21 protein-coding genes are annotated in these 17,127 nt (G+C 71.2%); 20 read left to right on the forward strand and 1 reads right to left on the reverse strand.

What is annotated here, in order from left to right; translation table 11 throughout:
* The first annotated feature begins 51 nt into the window (after positions 1–51).
* The 18 genes from LNK82_RS22990 (at position 52) to LNK82_RS23075 (ending at position 13,685) form a co-directional block, all read left to right on the forward strand.
* The gene (locus LNK82_RS22990; RefSeq protein WP_230567685.1) at positions 52–762 is read left to right on the forward strand and encodes a CPBP family intramembrane glutamic endopeptidase; all 711 of its coding nucleotides are present in this window, start codon (positions 52–54) and stop codon (positions 760–762) included.
* A 9-nt stretch (positions 763–771) separates the two neighbouring features.
* On the forward strand, positions 772–1,554 hold the full coding sequence (locus tag LNK82_RS22995) for a CPBP family intramembrane glutamic endopeptidase (protein WP_230567684.1): 783 nt from the start codon (positions 772–774) through the stop codon (positions 1,552–1,554).
* Entirely contained in the window at positions 1,551–2,318 is a 768-nt protein-coding gene (locus tag LNK82_RS23000; protein WP_230567683.1) for a LamB/YcsF family protein, read from the forward strand. Before LNK82_RS22995 ends, LNK82_RS23000 begins: the two co-directional genes overlap by 4 nt.
* Positions 2,319–2,471: 153 nt before the next feature.
* Positions 2,472–2,924 carry a 30S ribosomal protein S16 gene (gene rpsP / locus LNK82_RS23005; protein WP_123745950.1) on the forward strand — a complete coding sequence of 151 codons (453 nt, stop codon included), beginning with the start codon at positions 2,472–2,474 and terminating at the stop codon, positions 2,922–2,924.
* Positions 2,921–3,160: an RNA-binding protein gene (locus LNK82_RS23010; protein ID WP_015104447.1), complete on the forward strand. Its 240-nt coding sequence runs from the start codon at positions 2,921–2,923 to the stop codon at positions 3,158–3,160. The genes rpsP and LNK82_RS23010 overlap by 4 nt, the downstream gene beginning before the upstream one ends.
* Positions 3,161–3,168: 8 nt before the next feature.
* Positions 3,169–3,687: a ribosome maturation factor RimM gene (rimM, locus tag LNK82_RS23015; RefSeq protein WP_230567682.1), complete on the forward strand. Its 519-nt coding sequence runs from the start codon at positions 3,169–3,171 to the stop codon at positions 3,685–3,687.
* Positions 3,677–4,423, forward strand: a complete 747-nt coding sequence (gene trmD, locus LNK82_RS23020; RefSeq protein ID WP_230567681.1) for a tRNA (guanosine(37)-N1)-methyltransferase TrmD — start codon at positions 3,677–3,679, stop codon at positions 4,421–4,423. The genes rimM and trmD overlap by 11 nt, the downstream gene beginning before the upstream one ends.
* A gap of 165 nt (positions 4,424–4,588) precedes the next feature.
* On the forward strand, positions 4,589–4,948 hold the full coding sequence (gene rplS, locus LNK82_RS23025) for a 50S ribosomal protein L19 (RefSeq protein WP_230567680.1): 360 nt from the start codon (positions 4,589–4,591) through the stop codon (positions 4,946–4,948).
* A gap of 34 nt (positions 4,949–4,982) precedes the next feature.
* The gene (lepB, locus tag LNK82_RS23030) at positions 4,983–5,885 is read left to right on the forward strand and encodes a signal peptidase I (protein ID WP_230567679.1); all 903 of its coding nucleotides are present in this window, start codon (positions 4,983–4,985) and stop codon (positions 5,883–5,885) included.
* 16 nt (positions 5,886–5,901) lie between these two features.
* On the forward strand, positions 5,902–6,804 hold the full coding sequence (gene lepB / locus LNK82_RS23035; protein WP_230567678.1) for a signal peptidase I: 903 nt from the start codon (positions 5,902–5,904) through the stop codon (positions 6,802–6,804).
* Positions 6,805–6,813: 9 nt separating this feature from the next.
* Positions 6,814–7,608: a ribonuclease HII gene (locus tag LNK82_RS23040; RefSeq protein WP_230567677.1), complete on the forward strand. Its 795-nt coding sequence runs from the start codon at positions 6,814–6,816 to the stop codon at positions 7,606–7,608.
* Entirely contained in the window at positions 7,608–7,931 is a 324-nt protein-coding gene (locus LNK82_RS23045) for a DUF2469 domain-containing protein (RefSeq protein ID WP_015104440.1), read from the forward strand. The genes LNK82_RS23040 and LNK82_RS23045 overlap by 1 nt, the downstream gene beginning before the upstream one ends.
* A 194-nt stretch (positions 7,932–8,125) precedes the next feature.
* Positions 8,126–8,479, forward strand: a complete 354-nt coding sequence (locus LNK82_RS23050; RefSeq protein ID WP_230567676.1) for a YraN family protein — start codon at positions 8,126–8,128, stop codon at positions 8,477–8,479.
* Complete coding sequence (locus tag LNK82_RS23055; protein WP_230567675.1) at positions 8,479–9,990, forward strand: YifB family Mg chelatase-like AAA ATPase; 1,512 nt, start codon at positions 8,479–8,481, stop codon at positions 9,988–9,990. The genes LNK82_RS23050 and LNK82_RS23055 overlap by 1 nt, the downstream gene beginning before the upstream one ends.
* Before the next feature lie 248 nt (positions 9,991–10,238).
* Complete coding sequence (locus tag LNK82_RS23060) at positions 10,239–10,553, forward strand: hypothetical protein (RefSeq protein ID WP_230567674.1); 315 nt, start codon at positions 10,239–10,241, stop codon at positions 10,551–10,553.
* Positions 10,550–11,698 carry a DNA-processing protein DprA gene (gene dprA, locus LNK82_RS23065; RefSeq protein ID WP_230567673.1) on the forward strand — a complete coding sequence of 383 codons (1,149 nt, stop codon included), beginning with the start codon at positions 10,550–10,552 and terminating at the stop codon, positions 11,696–11,698. The genes LNK82_RS23060 and dprA overlap by 4 nt, the downstream gene beginning before the upstream one ends.
* 33 nt (positions 11,699–11,731) lie before the next feature.
* The gene (locus LNK82_RS23070) at positions 11,732–12,709 is read left to right on the forward strand and encodes a tyrosine recombinase XerC (RefSeq protein ID WP_230567672.1); all 978 of its coding nucleotides are present in this window, start codon (positions 11,732–11,734) and stop codon (positions 12,707–12,709) included.
* The gene (locus LNK82_RS23075) at positions 12,684–13,685 is read left to right on the forward strand and encodes a FliA/WhiG family RNA polymerase sigma factor (RefSeq protein ID WP_230567671.1); all 1,002 of its coding nucleotides are present in this window, start codon (positions 12,684–12,686) and stop codon (positions 13,683–13,685) included. The genes LNK82_RS23070 and LNK82_RS23075 overlap by 26 nt, the downstream gene beginning before the upstream one ends.
* A 655-nt stretch (positions 13,686–14,340) precedes the next feature.
* Here LNK82_RS23075 and LNK82_RS23080 read toward each other — a convergent pair.
* Positions 14,341–14,859, reverse strand: a complete 519-nt coding sequence (locus tag LNK82_RS23080) for a peptidoglycan DD-metalloendopeptidase family protein (RefSeq protein WP_230567670.1) — start codon at positions 14,857–14,859, stop codon at positions 14,341–14,343.
* 396 nt (positions 14,860–15,255) lie between these two features.
* Here LNK82_RS23080 and rpsB point away from each other — a divergent pair, with 396 nt between their 5' ends.
* Both rpsB and tsf read left to right on the forward strand, forming a co-directional pair.
* Positions 15,256–16,107, forward strand: coding sequence for a 30S ribosomal protein S2 (rpsB, locus tag LNK82_RS23085; protein ID WP_230567669.1), 852 nt, complete (start codon positions 15,256–15,258; stop codon positions 16,105–16,107).
* A gap of 153 nt (positions 16,108–16,260) precedes the next feature.
* Entirely contained in the window at positions 16,261–17,076 is an 816-nt protein-coding gene (gene tsf / locus LNK82_RS23090) for a translation elongation factor Ts (RefSeq protein WP_230567668.1), read from the forward strand.
* The last annotated feature ends 51 nt before the right edge of the window (positions 17,077–17,127 follow it).

Consider the following 17,127-nt stretch of genomic DNA (forward strand, 5'->3'; position numbering starts at 1 on the left):
TGAACGGCCTCGGGCAGCACTCCGCCCCACCGGACCACTACGTTCGGACGAGTGGAGGAACAGCAGGACCAGGACACCGGCCGCGCGCACTGGGGTTTCCTGGCGTTCTTCACCGGGCTCGGCGGTTACCACCTCGCCATCCTCGCCTTCACCGCCGCGACGGCCGACCGCTTCGCCGAGGTGGACGTCACCAACCCGCCGGTGCTCGGCCCGCTCCTGCTGCTGGTCTTCCTGCCCAACGTCCTGCTCGGCCTCGGCCCCGTCGTCATCTCCTGGTACCGGGGCGACGGGCCCAACAAGGACTTCGGCCTGGTGCCCACCCTCCGCGACCTGAAGGTCGGCCTGGCCGCAGGCGGCGCGGCGCTGCTGGCCGCCTGGCTCATCGGCGCGCTGCTGCTGCGCATCAACCCGGACCGGTCCAGCTCGCTGGACGAGATCGAAGCCCTCTCCGGCGGCCGGACGGTCTGGCTGGCCGCCGCGGCGCTGTTCGTCTTCCTCGGCGCGCCGCTGACCGAGGAACTGCTCACCAGGGGAGCGCTGTGGCAGGCGCTGGCCCACTACCGGATACCCAGGATCGCGATCCTGGCGCTGACCGCCGTCGTCTTCGCGTTCCTGCACGAGGAGAGCTGGCGCGTGCTGAGCCTGTTCGCGCAGGGGCTGGCCATCGGCGCGGCCCGCATGATCACCGGCCGGGTGGCCTCCAGCGTGGTGGCCCACGCGACGAACAACCTGCTGCCCGCCGTCTACCTCTACACCGGCTGACTAGGGTGGATGGCTGTGACACGACCGGATGAACCGCCCCCGGGGCTGATCGCCAGCGTCCGCGCGGTGGGACGGGAGCCCGAAGCGGTGCACGCGGGCCAGCGGTGGGGCTTCGGCGCGTTCCTGCTCGTCGAAGCGGTCTTCGTGCTCAGCGCGGTGTTCATCACGGCGGTGGCCAGGACCTCGGGCACGGACATCGGCTCGTCGGTGAGCTTCGTCCTGATCGGGTCCATCGTGCCGACGGTGCTGGCCGCGGCGGTCGCCGTCACCATCACCTACCTGCGCGGCAACGGCCCGTTCCAGGACCTCCGGCTCGCCTGGGACTGGGCGGACGTCAAGGTCGGGCTCAAGCTGGGCGCGCTCGGCCTGGTGCTCACCTACGTGGCCGCGGTGATCTGGTCGAGGGTGGTCGGCGACAAGAACGCCACCTCCGCGATCGGCGAGCTCGTGGACGGCGCGGGGCTGCCGCTGGCCGCCGCCGTGGCGATGTTCCTCTACGTGTGCTTCCTGGGCCCGGTGTGCGAGGAAGTGATCTACCGGGGACTGCTGTGGGGCGCGATCGAGCGGCAGCGCTGGAGCCGGTGGGCGGCGTTCGTGCTGACCACGCTGATCTTCGCGGCCAGCCACCTCGAACCGCTGCGGACGTCGTTGCTCATCGTCATCGCACTGCCCATCGGCATCGCCCGCCTCATCACCCGCAGGCTCACCGCGAGCGTGGTGGCGCACGTCATCAACAACTTCCTGCCCGGCCTGACCCTGCTCCTCGTCTCCATCGGGGTGATGCCCGCGTGAGCACCCGCGCGATCGACCTCAACAGCGACCTCGGCGAGGGCTTCGGCATCTGGCGCCTCGGCGACGACGAAGCCCTGCTCGGCATCGTGACCAGCGCGAACGTGGCCTGCGGCTTCCACGCCGGCGACCCGTCGACCATGCGCCGGGTGTGCGGCCAGGCGGCGGACGCGGGCGTGGCGGTCGGCGCGCAGGTCTCCTACCGCGACCTGGCCGGCTTCGGCCGCCGGTTCATCGACGCGGACCCCTCCGAGCTGGCCGACGAGGTGCTGTACCAGATCGGGGCGCTGGACGCGTGCGCCCGGGCGGCCGGGACGTCGGTCGAGTACGTCAAGCCGCACGGCGCGCTCTACAACGCCGCGGTGCACCACGACCGGCAGGCGCGGGCCGTGGTGGAGGGAGTGAAGGCGTTCGGCGACCTGCCCGTCCTCGGGTTGCCCGGCTCGCGCCTGCTCCACCACGCCGAACGGACGGGCCTGCGCCCGGTGCGGGAGGCGTTCGCCGACCGCGCGTACACACCCGAGGCCACGCTGGTGCCCCGCACCGCGCCGAACGCCGTCCTGACCAGCACGGACGCCGTGCTGGCGCAGGTGCTCCGGCTCGCCGAGCGGGGTGAACTGGTCGCCGCGGACGGCGCCGTCCTCAAGGTGGAGGTCGACTCCATCTGCCTGCACGGCGACACTCCGGGCGCGGTGGAGCACGCGACGAAGATCCGCGGGGCGTTGGCGGACGCGGGCGTCCCCGTGGCCCGATTCGTCCTCCGGTAGAACCGTCTGGCAGAATGGTCGGTTGTTCGCCGAGGTCGGTCCCTCTCACCGTGCCATGGCGCCCCAGACACCTGGGCTTTCACCACCCGTGCCCCACTCGGGTGAGGACTGCCCGCACCTGAGCACACGAGAGCACGAGGAGCACCCACACCCGTGGCCGTCAAGATCAAGCTTCAGCGGCTTGGCAAGATCCGTCAGCCGTACTACCGGATCGTCGTCGCCGATGCCCGCACCCGCCGCAACGGCAAGGCCATCGAGACGATCGGCAAGTACCACCCGAAGGAAGAGCCGTCGTTCATCGCGGTGGACAGCGACCGCGCGCAGTACTGGCTGGGCGTCGGCGCGCAGCCGACCGAGTCGGTCCAGCGCCTGCTGGAGATCACCGGTGACTGGCAGAAGTTCAAGGGCCTGCCGGGTGCCGAGGGCACGCTGAAGGTCAAGGAGCCGAAGACGAGCAAGGCGGACCTGTTCGCCGCCGCGCTCGCCGCCGCCGGCGACGCGCCGTCCACCGAGGCGACGACCCCGAAGAAGAAGTCGGCCAAGAAGGACGACGCCAAGAAGGCTGACGCCGAGGCCGCTCCCGAGGCTGCCAAGGACGAGGCGTGAGCTTGTTGGCTGACGCCCTCGAACACCTCGTTCGGGGCATCGTCGACCACCCGGACGACGTCCGGGTGAACCTGGTCACGACCCGCCGCGGTCGCACGCTCGAGGTGCACGTCCACCCGGACGACCTCGGCAAGGTGATCGGCCGCAGCGGTCGCACCGCGACCGCCCTGCGCACCGTGATGGCCGGTATCGGTGGTCGTGGCGTGCGCGTCGACGTGGTCGACACCGACCGCTGAACGCGCACATGGACGTCGTCGTCGGCCGAGTGGCCAAGGCGCACGGGATCAGCGGCGAGCTCGCGGTCGACGTGCGCACGGACTCACCCGAGACCCGGTTCGCGCCGGGCTCGGTGCTGACCGCCAAACTGCGCGACGGCACCTCCCGCAACCTCACCGTCGCAGCCGCCCGGAACCACTCCGGGCGGCTGCTGGTGCGTTTCGAGGAAGTGCTGACCCGTGACGTCGCCGAGACGCTGCGCGGCACCTTGCTGCTCGCGAGCACCGAGGACCTGCCGCCGACCGGTGACCCGGACGAGTTCTACGACCACGAGCTCGAAGGGCTGACCGCCGAGCTCGCGGACGGCACGAGGATCGGCACCGTGCTGGAGGTCGTGCACGGACCGGGCGGCGAGCTGCTCGTGGTCAAGCGCGAGAACGGCGACGAGGCCCTGATCCCGTTCGTGCGCGAGATCGTGCCCACCGTGGACCTCGCGGGCAAGCGCGTCCTGCTGGACCCGCCCGAGGGCCTCCTCGATGCGGATTGACGTCGTCACGATCTTCCCGGAGTACCTGGACCCGCTCCGCGCCGCCCTGCTCGGCAAGGCGATCGACAAGGGTCTGATCAGCGTCGGCGTGCACGACCTGCGGAACTGGACGCACGACGTGCACAAGGCCGTCGACGACAGCCCGTACGGCGGCGGTCCGGGCATGGTGATGAAGCCCCAGGTGTGGGGCGAGGCGCTGGACGACGTCGTCACCCCGGCCACCCGCCTGATCGTGCCGACACCGGCCGGTCGGCCGTTCACCCAGCGGTTGGCGCACGACCTGGCCGCGGAGGAGCACCTGGTGTTCGCCTGCGGCCGGTACGAGGGCATCGACCAGCGGGTGGTGGACGACGCGTCGCGCCGGATGCGCGTGGACGAGGTCTCCATCGGCGACTACGTGCTCGTCGGCGGCGAGGTGGCGGTGCTGGTGGTGGTCGAGGCCGTCGTCCGCCTCCTGCCCGGTGTGCTCGGCAACCCGAAGTCGGCCGCCGAGGACTCGTTCTCCGACGGCCTGCTGGAGGGCCCCAGCTACACCCGGCCCGAGGTGTGGCGCGACCTCGCCGTGCCCGAGGTCCTGCGCTCGGGCAACCACAAGGCGATCGACCGCTGGCGGCGCGACCAGTCGCTGCGCCGCACCCGCGAACGCCGCCCCGAACTGCTCGAGGCCCTGCCCGAAGGGGCGCTCGACAAGCACGACCGCAAGCTGCTCGACGAGCTGGACCGAGGGCTGGACTAGGGCCGATTTCTCCCCGCCGCCCCTCGTCTGGCACACTGGACAGGTTGCTGCACCCGGTTCAACTCATCCGGCGTGCGCTAGGCCCGCCCCCGCGCGTGTGTGACTTGAGTTCGGCCGCGCCTTGGGGGAGTACGCAATACACGTGAGGACGAGGACGGACCACCGATGAACACCCTGGACGCTCTTGACGCCCAGTCGCTGCGCTCCGACATCCCCAGCTTCCGGCCGGGCGACACGCTGAAGGTCCACGTCCGCGTCATCGAGGGCTCCCGTGAGCGGGTCCAGGTGTTCCAGGGCGTCGTGATCCGCCGGCAGAACGGCGGCATCCGCGAGACCTTCACCGTCCGCAAGGTCTCGTTCGGCGTCGGCGTCGAGCGCACCTTCCCGGTGCACTCCCCGAACATCGCGGAGATCGAGGTCGCCTCCCGCGGCGACGTCCGCCGGGCGAAGCTGTACTACCTGCGCGACCTGCGCGGCAAGGCCGCCAAGATCAAGGAGAAGCGCGACGCCCGACCGGCCTCCTGACGCCGGACACACGCGGAAGCAGTAGCCTGCCCACGTGGCAGATCCCGTGCACCGCTCCGCTGACGAAGACGGTCAGGATCCCGCAGTCGAGTCCACTCCGGACTCGACTGCGGGCGGCAAGTCGAAGAAGGACAAGAAGAAGCCCCCGCTCTGGCGCGAGCTGCTCGTGCTCGGGGCCACGGCCCTGGTCCTCACCATCCTGATCCAGACGTTCCTGGCGCGGGTGTACGTGATCCCGTCGCAGTCGATGGAGGAGACCCTCCACGGCTGCCCCGGGTGCAACAACGACCGGGTGCTGGTCGACAAGCTGGTCTACGACTTCACCGAGATCGAACCGGGTGAGGTCGTGGTCTTCCGCGGCCCCGAGACCTGGGGCAACAACGACTTCAACTCCGGCCGGTCGGACAACCCGATCGTGGCCGGCATCCAGTCGGTGGCCTCCCTGGTCGGCCTCGCGCCGCCGGACGAGCGCGACTTCGTGAAGCGGGTCATCGCGGTCGGCGGGCAGACCGTCGAGTGCTGTGACGAGCAGCACCGCGTGAAGGTCGACGGCAAGCCGCTGGACGAGCCGTACATCTACTGGCAGCCCGGCACGTCACCGGAGAACCACGACCCGTTCGAGCCGGTCAAGGTCCCCGAAGGCCACCTCTGGGTGATGGGTGACAACCGCACGAACTCCACCGACTCCCGCAAGCAGGGCGGTGGCGGCGTGGCGGGCACCGTGCCGGAGGACAACGTCATCGGCAAGGCGCGGGTCATCGTGCTGCCGCCGTCGCGCTGGCAGGGCATCGGCGACCACAACCCCCAGTCCCTCGCGCTCGGCGCGCCCGCGTGGCAGGGCGCCATCCCGGCGGGTGCCGGCCTGGCCGCGGCGTGGCCGCTGGTGTTCTTCGGCCGCAAGGTCCGCAGGCGGTTGACCAGGGCCACACAGCCCTGATCGGTAGGCTGACCGGGTGGTGGACGTCGCGTCGTCCCGGGGCTCTTCCGACGAGGGTGAACCGGAGCACGAGGAAAAGGTCGAGCAGTGGCGCGCCCGCGCGCGCAAAACGGCCAAGCGCAAGGGCTCGTTCTGGAAAGAGCTGCCGATCCTGATCGGCGTCGCGGTGGTGCTCGCGGTGCTGATCCAGTCGTTCCTGGCGAAGGTCTACATGATCCCGTCGGAGTCGATGGAGCAGACGCTGCACGGCTGCTCCGACGGCTGCTTCGGCGACCGGGTGCTGGTCGACAAGCTGGTCTACGACTTCTCGGAGATCGAACCGGGCGAGGTCGTGGTCTTCCACGGCCCCGACACCTGGATCAACCAGGACTTCATCGCGCCCGAGCCGACGAACCCGCTGGTCAAGGCGTTGCAAGGGCTCGGGTCGCTGATGGGGTTCCCGGCGGCGAACGAGGAGGACTTCGTCAAGCGGGTCATCGCGGTCGGCGGGCAGACGGTGCAGTGCTGCGACGACCGCAACCGGGTCGTGGTCGACGGCAAGCCGCTGGACGAGCCGTACGTGTACTGGGCGCCGGGCCGCAGCACGGTGCAGGAGTCGTTCGCCGAGCTGAAGATCCCCGAGGGCTACCTGTTCGTGATGGGCGACAACCGCAACGACTCGTGCGACTCGCGGTGCCAGGGCGACGGCCGCGAGGGCGGTCTCGTGCCGGTGGACAACGTGGTGGGCAAGGCGCGGGTGATCGTGCTGCCGCCGTCGCGCTGGCAGGGCGTCGGTGACCACAACCCGCAGGTCGTGGCCATCGGGGCGCCCGCGTGGCAGGACGCGCTGCCCGCCGGGGTCGGCCTCGCGGCGGCGTGGCCGGTGCTGCTGCTGGGCAAGCGGGTGAGGTCGCGGTTGCGGGGTTCACGGCTGGGATAGGGTCGAGGGGTGATCCGCAAGCCGCCTCGCGTCCAGGTCCGGCAGACCGCGGGGATCTGGGCCTTCGAGGCCGCGTTGGACCGGCGCGGGTTCGGCCCGGTGGCCGGCGTCGACGAGGCCGGCCGTGGCGCCTGCGCGGGCCCGCTCGTCGTGGCGTCGTGCGTGCTCAAGCCGGGTGACGCGGCGAAGTTCGAGGGGCTCACCGACTCGAAGTTGCTCACCGCCGCGGCGCGCGACCGGATGTACGACCTCGTGCTCAAGCGCGCGCTGGACTACGCGGTGATCGTGATCCCGGCCGCCGAGGTCGACCTGATCGGCGTGCACGTGGCGAACATCGAGGGCATGCGGCGTGCGGTCGCGCGGTTGGAGGCACATCCCGGGTACGTCCTGACGGACGGCTTCCCGGTGCCCGGTCTCACGGCGCCGAACATGCCGGTGGTCAAGGGCGACCGGGTGGCGGCGTGCGTCGCGGCGGCGTCCGTGCTGGCCAAGGTCACGCGGGACCGGATCATGACCGGTCTGCACGAGGAACTGCCCGTCTACGGGTTCGACGTGCACAAGGGCTACAGCACCCCCGAGCACTCGGCGGCGCTGGTGGAGCACGGCCCGAGTGCGCAACACCGCTGGTCGTATGCGAACGTGGCCGCCGCGGCGCTCCGGCACGGGATGGCGGCGCCGCACCGGGTGGCGCGCGGCGTGGTCGCGGCCGCCGTGGTCCAGAATGGGACAACCCCGCAGACCAGCGGTGGCAGGCTCGCGACGAGGAGGGGCGCGGATTCGATGATTACCCGCGCGGAGGCGTAATGAGTGCAGAGGATCTCGAGAAGTACGAGACCGAGATGGAGTTGTCGCTGTACAAGGAGTACCGCGACATCGTCAGCCAGTTCTCGTTCGTCGTGGAGACCGAGCGGCGGTTCTACCTGGCCAACTCGGTGGACGTGCAGGTCCGCAACGCGGACGGCGAGGTCTACTTCGAGGTGCGGATGTCCGACGCGTGGGTGTGGGACATGTACCGCCCCGCCCGGTTCGTGAAGAACGTCCGCGTCATCACCTTCAAGGACGTCAACGTCGAGGAGTTGGACAAACCCGACCTCAGGCTGCCCGAGGACGGCCCGTTCAACTCCTGATACCCGCAAAGTCGCAGGGGCCCGCCCGTGAGGGTGGGCCCCTTTGCGTGTGTGGGCCGTTACCACGCGCCACCGACATTTCCCCGGCGGCTGTCCACAGCCCTTGAAGTTGTCCACAGCCGGCGAACTGCCCATCGCCACCCCTCCAGCACCCCGGCAAGGTCGAACCAAGACCGATTCCGGAGGAGGGGGACATGAACACGGCGACCGACCTGGGCAGGCGTGGCGAGGACGCGGCGTGCCGGTACCTGGAGCACCAGGGCCTGTCGATCCTGGCGCGCAACTGGCGGTGCGACGACGGTGAGCTGGACGTCATAGCCACCGACGGCGCCCGGCTGGTGGTGGTCGAGGTGAAGTGCCGTTCGGGCACCGGCAGGGGCACGCCCCTGGAAGCCGTGACGCCGGACAAGCTGGAACGGGTCCGGAAGTCCGCCCTGCGCTGGCTGAGCGCCAACCGGATCGGGCGCGTGGAGGTCCGGTTCGACGTGATCGCGATCGAGTGGCCGCCCGAGGGCAAGGTCCGCCTGCACCACCTGCGAGGTGTGTGATGGCGCTCGCGCGAACGTGGTCGGTGGCGTTGTTCGGCGTGGACGGCGTGCCGGTGGAGATCGAGGCCGACGTCGGTGTCGGCACCGTGAAGACCCAGCTCCTCGGCCTGCCGGACGCCGCCCTGCACGAGTCGAAGGACCGCGTGAAGGCGGCGGTGCGCAACAGCGGGCACGACTGGCCGTCCCAACGCGTGACGCTGGGCCTGTCCCCGGCCACGCTGCCCAAGAACGGCTCCGGCTACGACCTGGCCATCGCGTGCGTCGTCCTGGCCGCCGCGAAGGCGATCCCGGGCGAACGCCTGGCCGACACCGTGCTGCTGGGTGAGCTGGCCCTGGACGGCCGGGTCCGCACCGTCCGGGGTGTGCTGCCCGCGCTGCTGGCGGCCAAGCGGTCGGGCCTGACCGAGGCCGTGGTCCCGGTGGACGCGCTGCCCGAAGCCGCCCTGGTGGACGGCATGACCGTGCACGGCGCCACCACGTTGACCGACGTCCTGTCCTGGCTCGCCGGCGAGCACGCCCTCCACCACACCAACCCGCCCGCCATCGCCCCACCGCCGGACGGCCCGGACCTGGCGGACGTGGTCGGCCAGCCGGAGGCGAGGTGGGCCCTCGAAGTGGCCGCCGCCGGCGGTCACCACATCCTCCTGACCGGGCCGCCGGGCACCGGCAAGACCATGCTGGCCCAACGCCTGGCCGGCCTCCTGCCGCCGTTGTCGCCGGAGGAGGCCCTCGGCGTCACGGCGGTGCACTCCATCGCGGGCCTGCTCTCCCCGGAGACCCCGCTGGTCGCCACGCCGCCGTTCGTCTCGCTGCACCCGACCACGTCGGCGGTGGCGCTGATCGGCGGCGGCACCGGCATGGCGAAGCCGGGCGCGATGAGCCGGGCCCACCGGGGCGTGCTGTTCCTGGACGAGGCGAGGGAGTTCGGCGCGGCGAAGCTGGAGGTGCTGCGCACGGCGCTGGAGGAGGGCGAGGTGCGCCTGGCGAGGCGTGACGGCATCGCCCGCTACCCGGCCAGGTTCCAACTCGTGATGGCCACCAACCCGTGCCCGTGCGCACCGCCGAAGGACATCGACTGCGTGTGCCTGCCGGCCGCGCGGAGGCGCTACCAGAGCAAGCTCTCCGGCCCACTGCTGGACAGAGTGGACCTGAGGGTGGTGATGCGCCCCCTGACCGCCATGAGCAACGCGGAGATCGCCCCACCGGAACCGACGGCCGCCGTCCGCGAGCGGGTCCAGAAGGCCAGGACCAGGGCGACGGAACGCTGGGCGGCCCACGGCTGGCTGACCAACGCCGAGGTCCCGGGCCCCGCCCTCAGGCGGGAGTACGCCCTGCCGAGACACGCGACCACCGTCCTGGACCGGGCACTGACCACCGGAGCCCTGACGGGCCGGGGCGCGGACAGGTGCCTACGGGTCGCCTGGACCCTCGCCGACCTGGCCGAGGTCGACCAACCGACAGCAGACCACGTGGCCGTCGCCCTGGAGTTCCGAGAGCGCAGGAAGTCATGACCCAACCAACCCCGACCGCCCCGACCGCCACCGCCTCAACCCCCATTCAACCGACCACCGCCCCAACCCCAGCCCCGCCGCCCTCACCTGCACAAGGCCCTCAATCCACACCGCCGCCCTCCGCGCCCCAGACCCCGGCCATGCCCTCCCCTCCTCCCTCGAACACGGCCCCGAATCCCAACTCACCCCCAAGCCCCGAGCCGGCAGTGCAGGAGTCGACGTCGTCCCAAGCCACGCTCGTCGACCCCGTGAGGTCAGTGCTCATGCCGGGCATGGCCGTGCCGTCCGATGCCACCCCCACTGCAGCGGCGCGGACCGTGGTCGCGTCCAGCCGGGTCGAGGGCGGCCACCTTGCGGGCAGTCGGCTCGCCGGCCGGTCGGTCGAGTCGGGCCCGCCCTTCGAGCCGGGCTCCGGAATGCGGAGCGGGAGCGAACCGGTGCCGGCCGGGTCGAAGGCGGCTCGGGTGGCGGGGTCGGCGGACATGGGGCATGGCCCTGAGCCCGGCGAGGTGGTCGCGCCGGTCACGCGCCCCGGCCCCGACGAGTGGTGGCGGTCGCCGTGAGCACCGATGAGATCCGGCTGGCCCGGGCCTACCTGTCACGGGTGGCCGAGCCGCCCGCCACGGCGCTGGTCCGGTTCGTCGCCGAAGTCGGGCCGGTGCGGGCCGCCGAGTTGGTCAAGAGCGGGGAGGTGCCGTCCGGGGTCGACAGCCAGACGTCGGCCCGGCGGGCGTTGGACCAGGCCGAGCAGGACCTGGAGGCCGCCGCGAAGGTCGGCGGGCGGCTCCTGGTCCCCGAGGACGACGAGTGGCCCCGCTGGCCCTTCAACGCCCTCGCCATCGCCGCCGCCAACGGCCTGCGGTGCGGTGTCGAGCCGTTGGCGTTGTGGGTCCGAGGCGAGGCCGACCTCTCCTCGATCACCGAGCGGGCCGTCGCGGTGGTCGGCAGTCGGGCCGCCTCCGGCTACGGGCAGCACGTCGCGGGCGAGTTCGGCTTCGGGTTGGCCGAGGCCGGCGTCACCGTGGTGTCCGGCGCGGCCTACGGCATCGACGGCGCGGCGCACCGGGGCGCGATCACGGCGGGCGGGCCGACGATCGCCGTGCTGGCCTGCGGGATCGACGTCGCCTATCCGTCAGGCCACCGGGCCTTGCTGGAACGCATTCCGGGCCAAGGGCTGCTCGTGAGCGAATACCCGCCGACCCACACGCCCGCGCGCCACCGATTCCTGACGCGAAACCGGCTCATAGCGGCGCTGGCCGAAGGCACCGTCGTAGTCGAAGCGGGACAGCGCAGCGGCGCCAAGAACACCGCCGCGTCGACGGCGGCGCTCGGCCGGGTGCTCATGGCGGTTCCCGGGCCGATCACGTCGGTCAGCTCGTCGGGCTGCCACGAGCTGCTGCGTTCGGGGATCGCGCTGCCGGTGACCAGCGTCGCCGAGATCATCGAGTCGACCGGGCGGCTCGGCGTCGACCTCGTCGAAGCCACCAGGAACACCGACACCGGACCACCGCAGGGCGAGGCGATGCGGGTCTTCGAAGCACTGGGTCTGACCTTCGGGCACAGCCCGGAGGCGATCTCCGTCGAATCCGGTGTCGAGTTGGCCAGGGTGCGCGCATTGTTGCCGCAATTGGAACTGGCCAGTCTCGCCGAACGCGTGGAAAGCGGTTGGAAGCGCTCCCAGGACGGGAGTTGGCGTGGCGATACTTGACCAAGAGCGCTTGAGGGCGGAGCGTCAGGGGCTATGTCCCCGCCGCCGCCCGCTCGGACACGTCGTGTCGACCTGGTTCGCCTGCGTCGCGCGCTGCCCGCGGACGTCGCGGCGGCCCTGGACCGCTACGAACGCCACCTCGCGATGGAACGCGGTCTGTCACCGCACACGGTGCGCGCGTACCTCGGCGACGTGGTCGCCCTGCTGGTCCACTTAGCCGAGGGCACACCCGACAACGCCACCGTGGAAGCGATCGACCTGCCGGGCCTGCGGTCGTGGTTGGCTTCCCAGCACTCCGCCGGCGCGAGCCGGACGACGATGGCCCGACGCGCCGCCTCCGCCCGGACGTTCACCGCTTGGGCCTCCCGCAACGACCTGCTCGCCGCTGACCCCGGCCCGCGGCTCAGCGCGCCCCGCCCCCACCGGACCCTCCCCGCCGTGCTGCGGCCGGACCAGGCCGACGCCGCCATGGCAGTTGCCGAAGTAGGCGCGGAACACGGCGATCCGGTTGCGCTGCGTGACCAAGCCGTGGTGGAGTTGCTGTACGCAACAGGTGTCCGGGTCGCCGAGTTGTGCGGTCTCGACCTCGACGACGTGGACTACTCCCAAAGGGTGATTCGGGTTCTGGGCAAGGGTAGTCGCGAACGCACCGTGCCGTTCGGCGTTCCGGCCGAACGGGCTGTACGGCGCTGGGTGGAACATGGCCGATCCGCCCTGGTCAGCGACCGTTCACACCGTGCGCTGCTGCTCGGCGCGCGAGGTGGGCGGCTCGACCCGCGTACCGCCAGGAGGGTTGTCCACGATGTAGTGGGTGCGGTACCTGAGACGGCCGACACCGGGCCCCACGGCCTGCGCCACTCCGCGGCCACGCACCTGTTGGAAGGGGGAGCGGACCTGCGCACCGTCCAAGAGCTTCTTGGTCACGCTACGCTCGCAACGACTCAGCTCTACACACACGTCACCGTCGAACGGCTGAAGGCGATCCATGACCGAACCCACCCCCGCTCCTGACGTCGCAGGGGGAGGTTCGCGGACCGCAACCGTGACCTCTCCCTCCGCCGCGCACGTCGGGACCTCGTCGGCGGCGCGCACCCCGGCTGGGACGTACGGTCACCACGTCGACGCCGAGCCGCCGCGCACGAACGGGCACGCCGGTCCCGCGGCGGTCCCCGGCAGGCCCGCGCACGCGGCGTCTGAGTCGCGCACCGCGGATGACGTGGAAGCCGGGATCATCGCGCTGTGGCACACCTACGGCGAGTCACGTCGGCAGGCCCTGCGGGACCGCCTGGTGCTGCACTACGCGCCCCTGGTGAAGTACGTCGCCGGCCGGGTGGGCACCGGTCTGCCCGCGCACGTCGACGTGGCGGACCTGATCCAGTCCGGCATCTTCGGCCTGGTCGACGCGATCGAGAAGTTCGAGCCCGAGCGCGGTCTGAAGTTCGAGACGTACGCGATGCAGCGCATCAGAGGCGCGATCCTCGACGACCTGCGCTCACAGGACTGGGTGCCCCGCTCGGTGCGCAGCAGGGCACGTGACGTCGAACGCGCCCTGGAACGCCTGGGTGGCCGCCTGCAACGCACCCCGACCGACCGCGAGCTCGCCGCCGAGCTGAAGATCGGCCTCGGTGAGCTGCGCGAGCTCTACGCCCAGCTCCAGCTCACCAGCGTGGTCGCCCTGGACGAGCTGATCGCCGCCGGCCGCAGCAGCGGTGGCGCGGGCTCGTCACTGGCCGAGTCCCTGCCCGACGAGGGCGCCGAGGACCCGATCGCCACGCTGGTCGACCAGGACAGCCGCCGCCAACTCGCCGACGCGATCGCCCAGCTCGCCGAACGGGACCGCGTCGTGGTCACCCTGTACTACTTCGAGAACCTGACGCTGGCCGAGATCGGCAAGGTCCTGGGCGTCACGGAGTCCCGCGTGTGCCAACTGCACACCCGGGCGGTGCTGCGCCTGCGCACCAAGCTGAACGAGCAGCTGGAGGCCTAGCCCGGCTCCGCCGACGCTGGGTCGGCAGCAGCTGCCAACCGCCGAACGCCCCGCCACAGGCCATCGGCGAATCCCACACGCACATGCACCGCTCGCGGATCGGAATACGCGGTCTCGCGAAATCAAGGCCGCAAATCAAGGCTGCGCACTCAAGGCTGCGCAATCCGGGTCGTCCGCCCGGAGGCCACTCGCCCGCCGCGACCTCGCCCGGAGAAATCCCCGAATCGGGGACATCCGGACCGCGCCCGGGATCGCGCTGCACAGCGGCCGTGCGAGGGGAGGCGGCTGGGCGCGGCGGGGAGGTGGTGCGGCGGGGGCCGCGAGGAAGTGATGCGGTGGGTGCGGCGCTGGCTTGGGCGTGGTGACGGGAAGGGCGTGGTGACGGGAAGGGCGTGGTGACGGGAAGGGCGCGGTGACGGGAAGGGCGCGGTGACGGGAAGGGCGCGGTGACGGGAAGGGCGCGGCGGCTATGGGCGAGGTGGCGAAAGGGCGCGGTTTGCAGGGCGTCCGGCCGGCGCGGCGGCAGCCGGTTGAGGCGGTGGGGTGGATCGAGGGAGGGGTTGGGCGGCTGGGTGGCTGGGCTGAAGGCTCGTCATGCGGTGGGGAGTCCAGGCTGTCCGTGAGGTTGTGCGGTTGGTGGTGGCGGTTGATGAGGTCAGCGGGGGTTGGGGTGGGCGCGTTGGGAACCGCTGTTGTCCGGCCTCGGTAGGAGGCGGACTCGGCCGTTGGACACCAGGTGCAGTGGGTTCAGGTAGGTGCGGGATCGGGGTGGGGTGGTTCGGAGCGCGCCCCAGTGCAGGCAGGCGTCCGTCGGGCAGCCCTCGTGGCCCGGGTTCAGGGTGCCTATCCGCTCGCCTCGCCGTACCGGTTGACCTCGGCGGACGGTGGGGGTGACCGGTTCGTAGGTGGTCCGCAGGCCGCCGGTGTGCAGCAGTGAGACGACGGTCCGGTCGGCTACCGGGCCCGCGTGCACGACCACGGCGTCGCCGGCGGCCAGGACGGCGGCGCCCGCGGCAGCGGCCAGGTCCACGCCGCGGTGACCGGGCCCGTACTCCGTCACCGGGGCCTCGAAGGCGCGGACGACCTGGTGCGGTGGTGCGAGCGGCCAGGCGAAGCGCGGCGTGCGGTGGGCCCTCGCGGGCGACGGCGGCGCGATCAGAGGTAGCGTCACCACCGTTGTCAAGGTCAGGACCAGCAGTGTTCGCATGGTGGGAGTCACGGGTCCAGCGTTCCGGCGGGGACCGGGGGCTACCAGTGGCTTCGGCTCACCTGTGGACAACTCGTGGGGCTGTGGACAACTTCAGGCCCGGTTCGTGGTTCTCCGGCTCACCGGCGTACACTCGCCAGCGCGGCCCGTGTGAGTGCGGGACGACTTCGCGTGCCAATGCAGATCCGACCAGTTTCGGCGTGGTCGAGTCACGGCGTCCAGCGGTCCTGAGGCGAGACGTCCTCCGGTTCGGACGGCGGCAGGGGCACCAGGGCGGCGGTCCGACCCGGCCCGCCGCGACCAACCGGAACGCGCGCCGGCCCCACGCCAGGCGCGCCTGAACGAAGAGGTGCGAACCCGGCCATGGCCGTCGTCACCATGAAGCAGCTGCTCGACAGCGGCGTGCACTTCGGGCACCAGACCCGTCGCTGGAACCCGAAGATGAAGCGCTACATCTTCACCGAGCGCAACGGCATCTACATCATCGACCTGCAGCAGACGCTGACCTACATCGACCGGGCTTACGAGTTCGTTCGGGAAACGGTCGCGCACGGCGGTTCGATCCTGTTCATCGGCACGAAGAAGCAGGCGCAGGAGGCCATCGCCAACGAGGCCCTCCGCGTCGGCATGCCCTTCGTGAACCAGCGCTGGCTGGGCGGCATGCTCACCAACTTCTCCACGGTCCACAAGCGCCTCCAGCGGCTCAAGGAGCTGGAGTCGATGGAGCAGACCGGCGGTTTCCAGGGTTTCACCAAGAAGGAAATCCTGATGATGAACCGCGAGAAGGACAAGCTGGAGCGCACGCTCGGCGGTATCCGCGACATGTCCAAGGTGCCCAGCGCCGTGTGGATCGTGGACACCAAGAAGGAGCACATCGCCGTCGGCGAGGCGCGCAAGCTGAACATCCCGATCGTGGCGATCCTCGACACGAACTGCGACCCGGACGAGGTCGACTACCCGATCCCGGGCAACGACGACGCGATCCGGTCCGCCGCGCTGCTGACCAAGGTGGTGGCCGAGGCCGCCGCCGCCGGTCTGATGGCGCGCTCCGGCGCCCGCACCAAGGCCGCCGACGGCGCGGACAAGCCCGAGCCGGGTGTCGACGAGCCGCTGGCCGAGTGGGAGCAGGAGCTGCTGGTCGGCGCCGACGCGCCGGCCGCACCGGCTGCCGCCGAGGCGCCCGCCGCCGACGGCACGGAGCCCGTCCAGTCCTGATCCGTCCGCACGCCGCGCCTGCCCTGATCACGGTGGGCGCGGCGTGCGCACAGGACCCAGCGCTGAACAGCTGGTACCGCACCACCCCCAAGCGCGTAAACGCGTCGGCGAGCGAGCCGACGACCAGACCGCAGAAGGAACGGAAATCGCACGATGGCGAACTACACCGCCGCTGACGTGAAGCGCCTCCGCGAGCTGACCGCCGCAGGCATGATGGCCTGCAAGAAGGCGCTCGAGGAGACCGACGGCGACTTCGACAAGGCGGTCGAGCTCCTGCGCATCAAGGGCGCCAAGGACGTCGACAAGCGCGCCGAGCGCACGACCGCGAACGGCCTGGTCATGGCCGAGGACGGCGTGATGATCGAGCTGCGCTGCGAGACGGACTTCGTCGCCAAGAACGCCGACTTCCAGGAGCTGGCGGCGCGGATCGTCGCGGTCGCCAAGGCCACCCGCCCGGCCGACGTCGAGGTGCTCAAGGCCACCGACCTCGACGGCAAGGCCGTCGACGCCGTCGTCCAGGAGTTCTCGGCCAAGATCGGCGAGAAGCTGGAGCTGGCCAAGGTCGCCATCTTCGACGGCACCGTGACCACCTACCTGCACCGCCGTGCCGCCGACCTGCCGCCCGCCGTCGGCGTGGTGGTCGAGTACACCGGCGACGACACCGACGCCGCCCGCGGCGCCGCGATGCAGATCGCCGCGATGCGTCCCCGCTACCTCACCCGCGACGAGGTGCCCGCGGACGTGGTGGCCAACGAGCGCCGCATCGCCGAGGAGACCGCTCGCGAGGAGGGCAAGCCGGAAGCGGCGCTGTCCAAGATCGTCGAGGGTCGCGTGAACGGCTTCTTCAAGGACGTCGTGCTCCTGGAGCAGTCGTCCGTGACGGAGTCCAAGAAGACCGTCAAGGCCGTGCTGGACGAGGCCGGTGTCACCGTGACCCGCTTCGCCCGGTTCGAGGTCGGCCAGGCCTGATTCGCGTGAGGGCGGGGTTGCGCGCAGACGTCGCGACCCCGCCCTTGCCGT

The organism is Saccharothrix luteola (genome assembly GCF_020859565.1).
Taxonomy (GTDB): domain Bacteria; phylum Actinomycetota; class Actinomycetes; order Mycobacteriales; family Pseudonocardiaceae; genus Actinosynnema; species Actinosynnema luteola.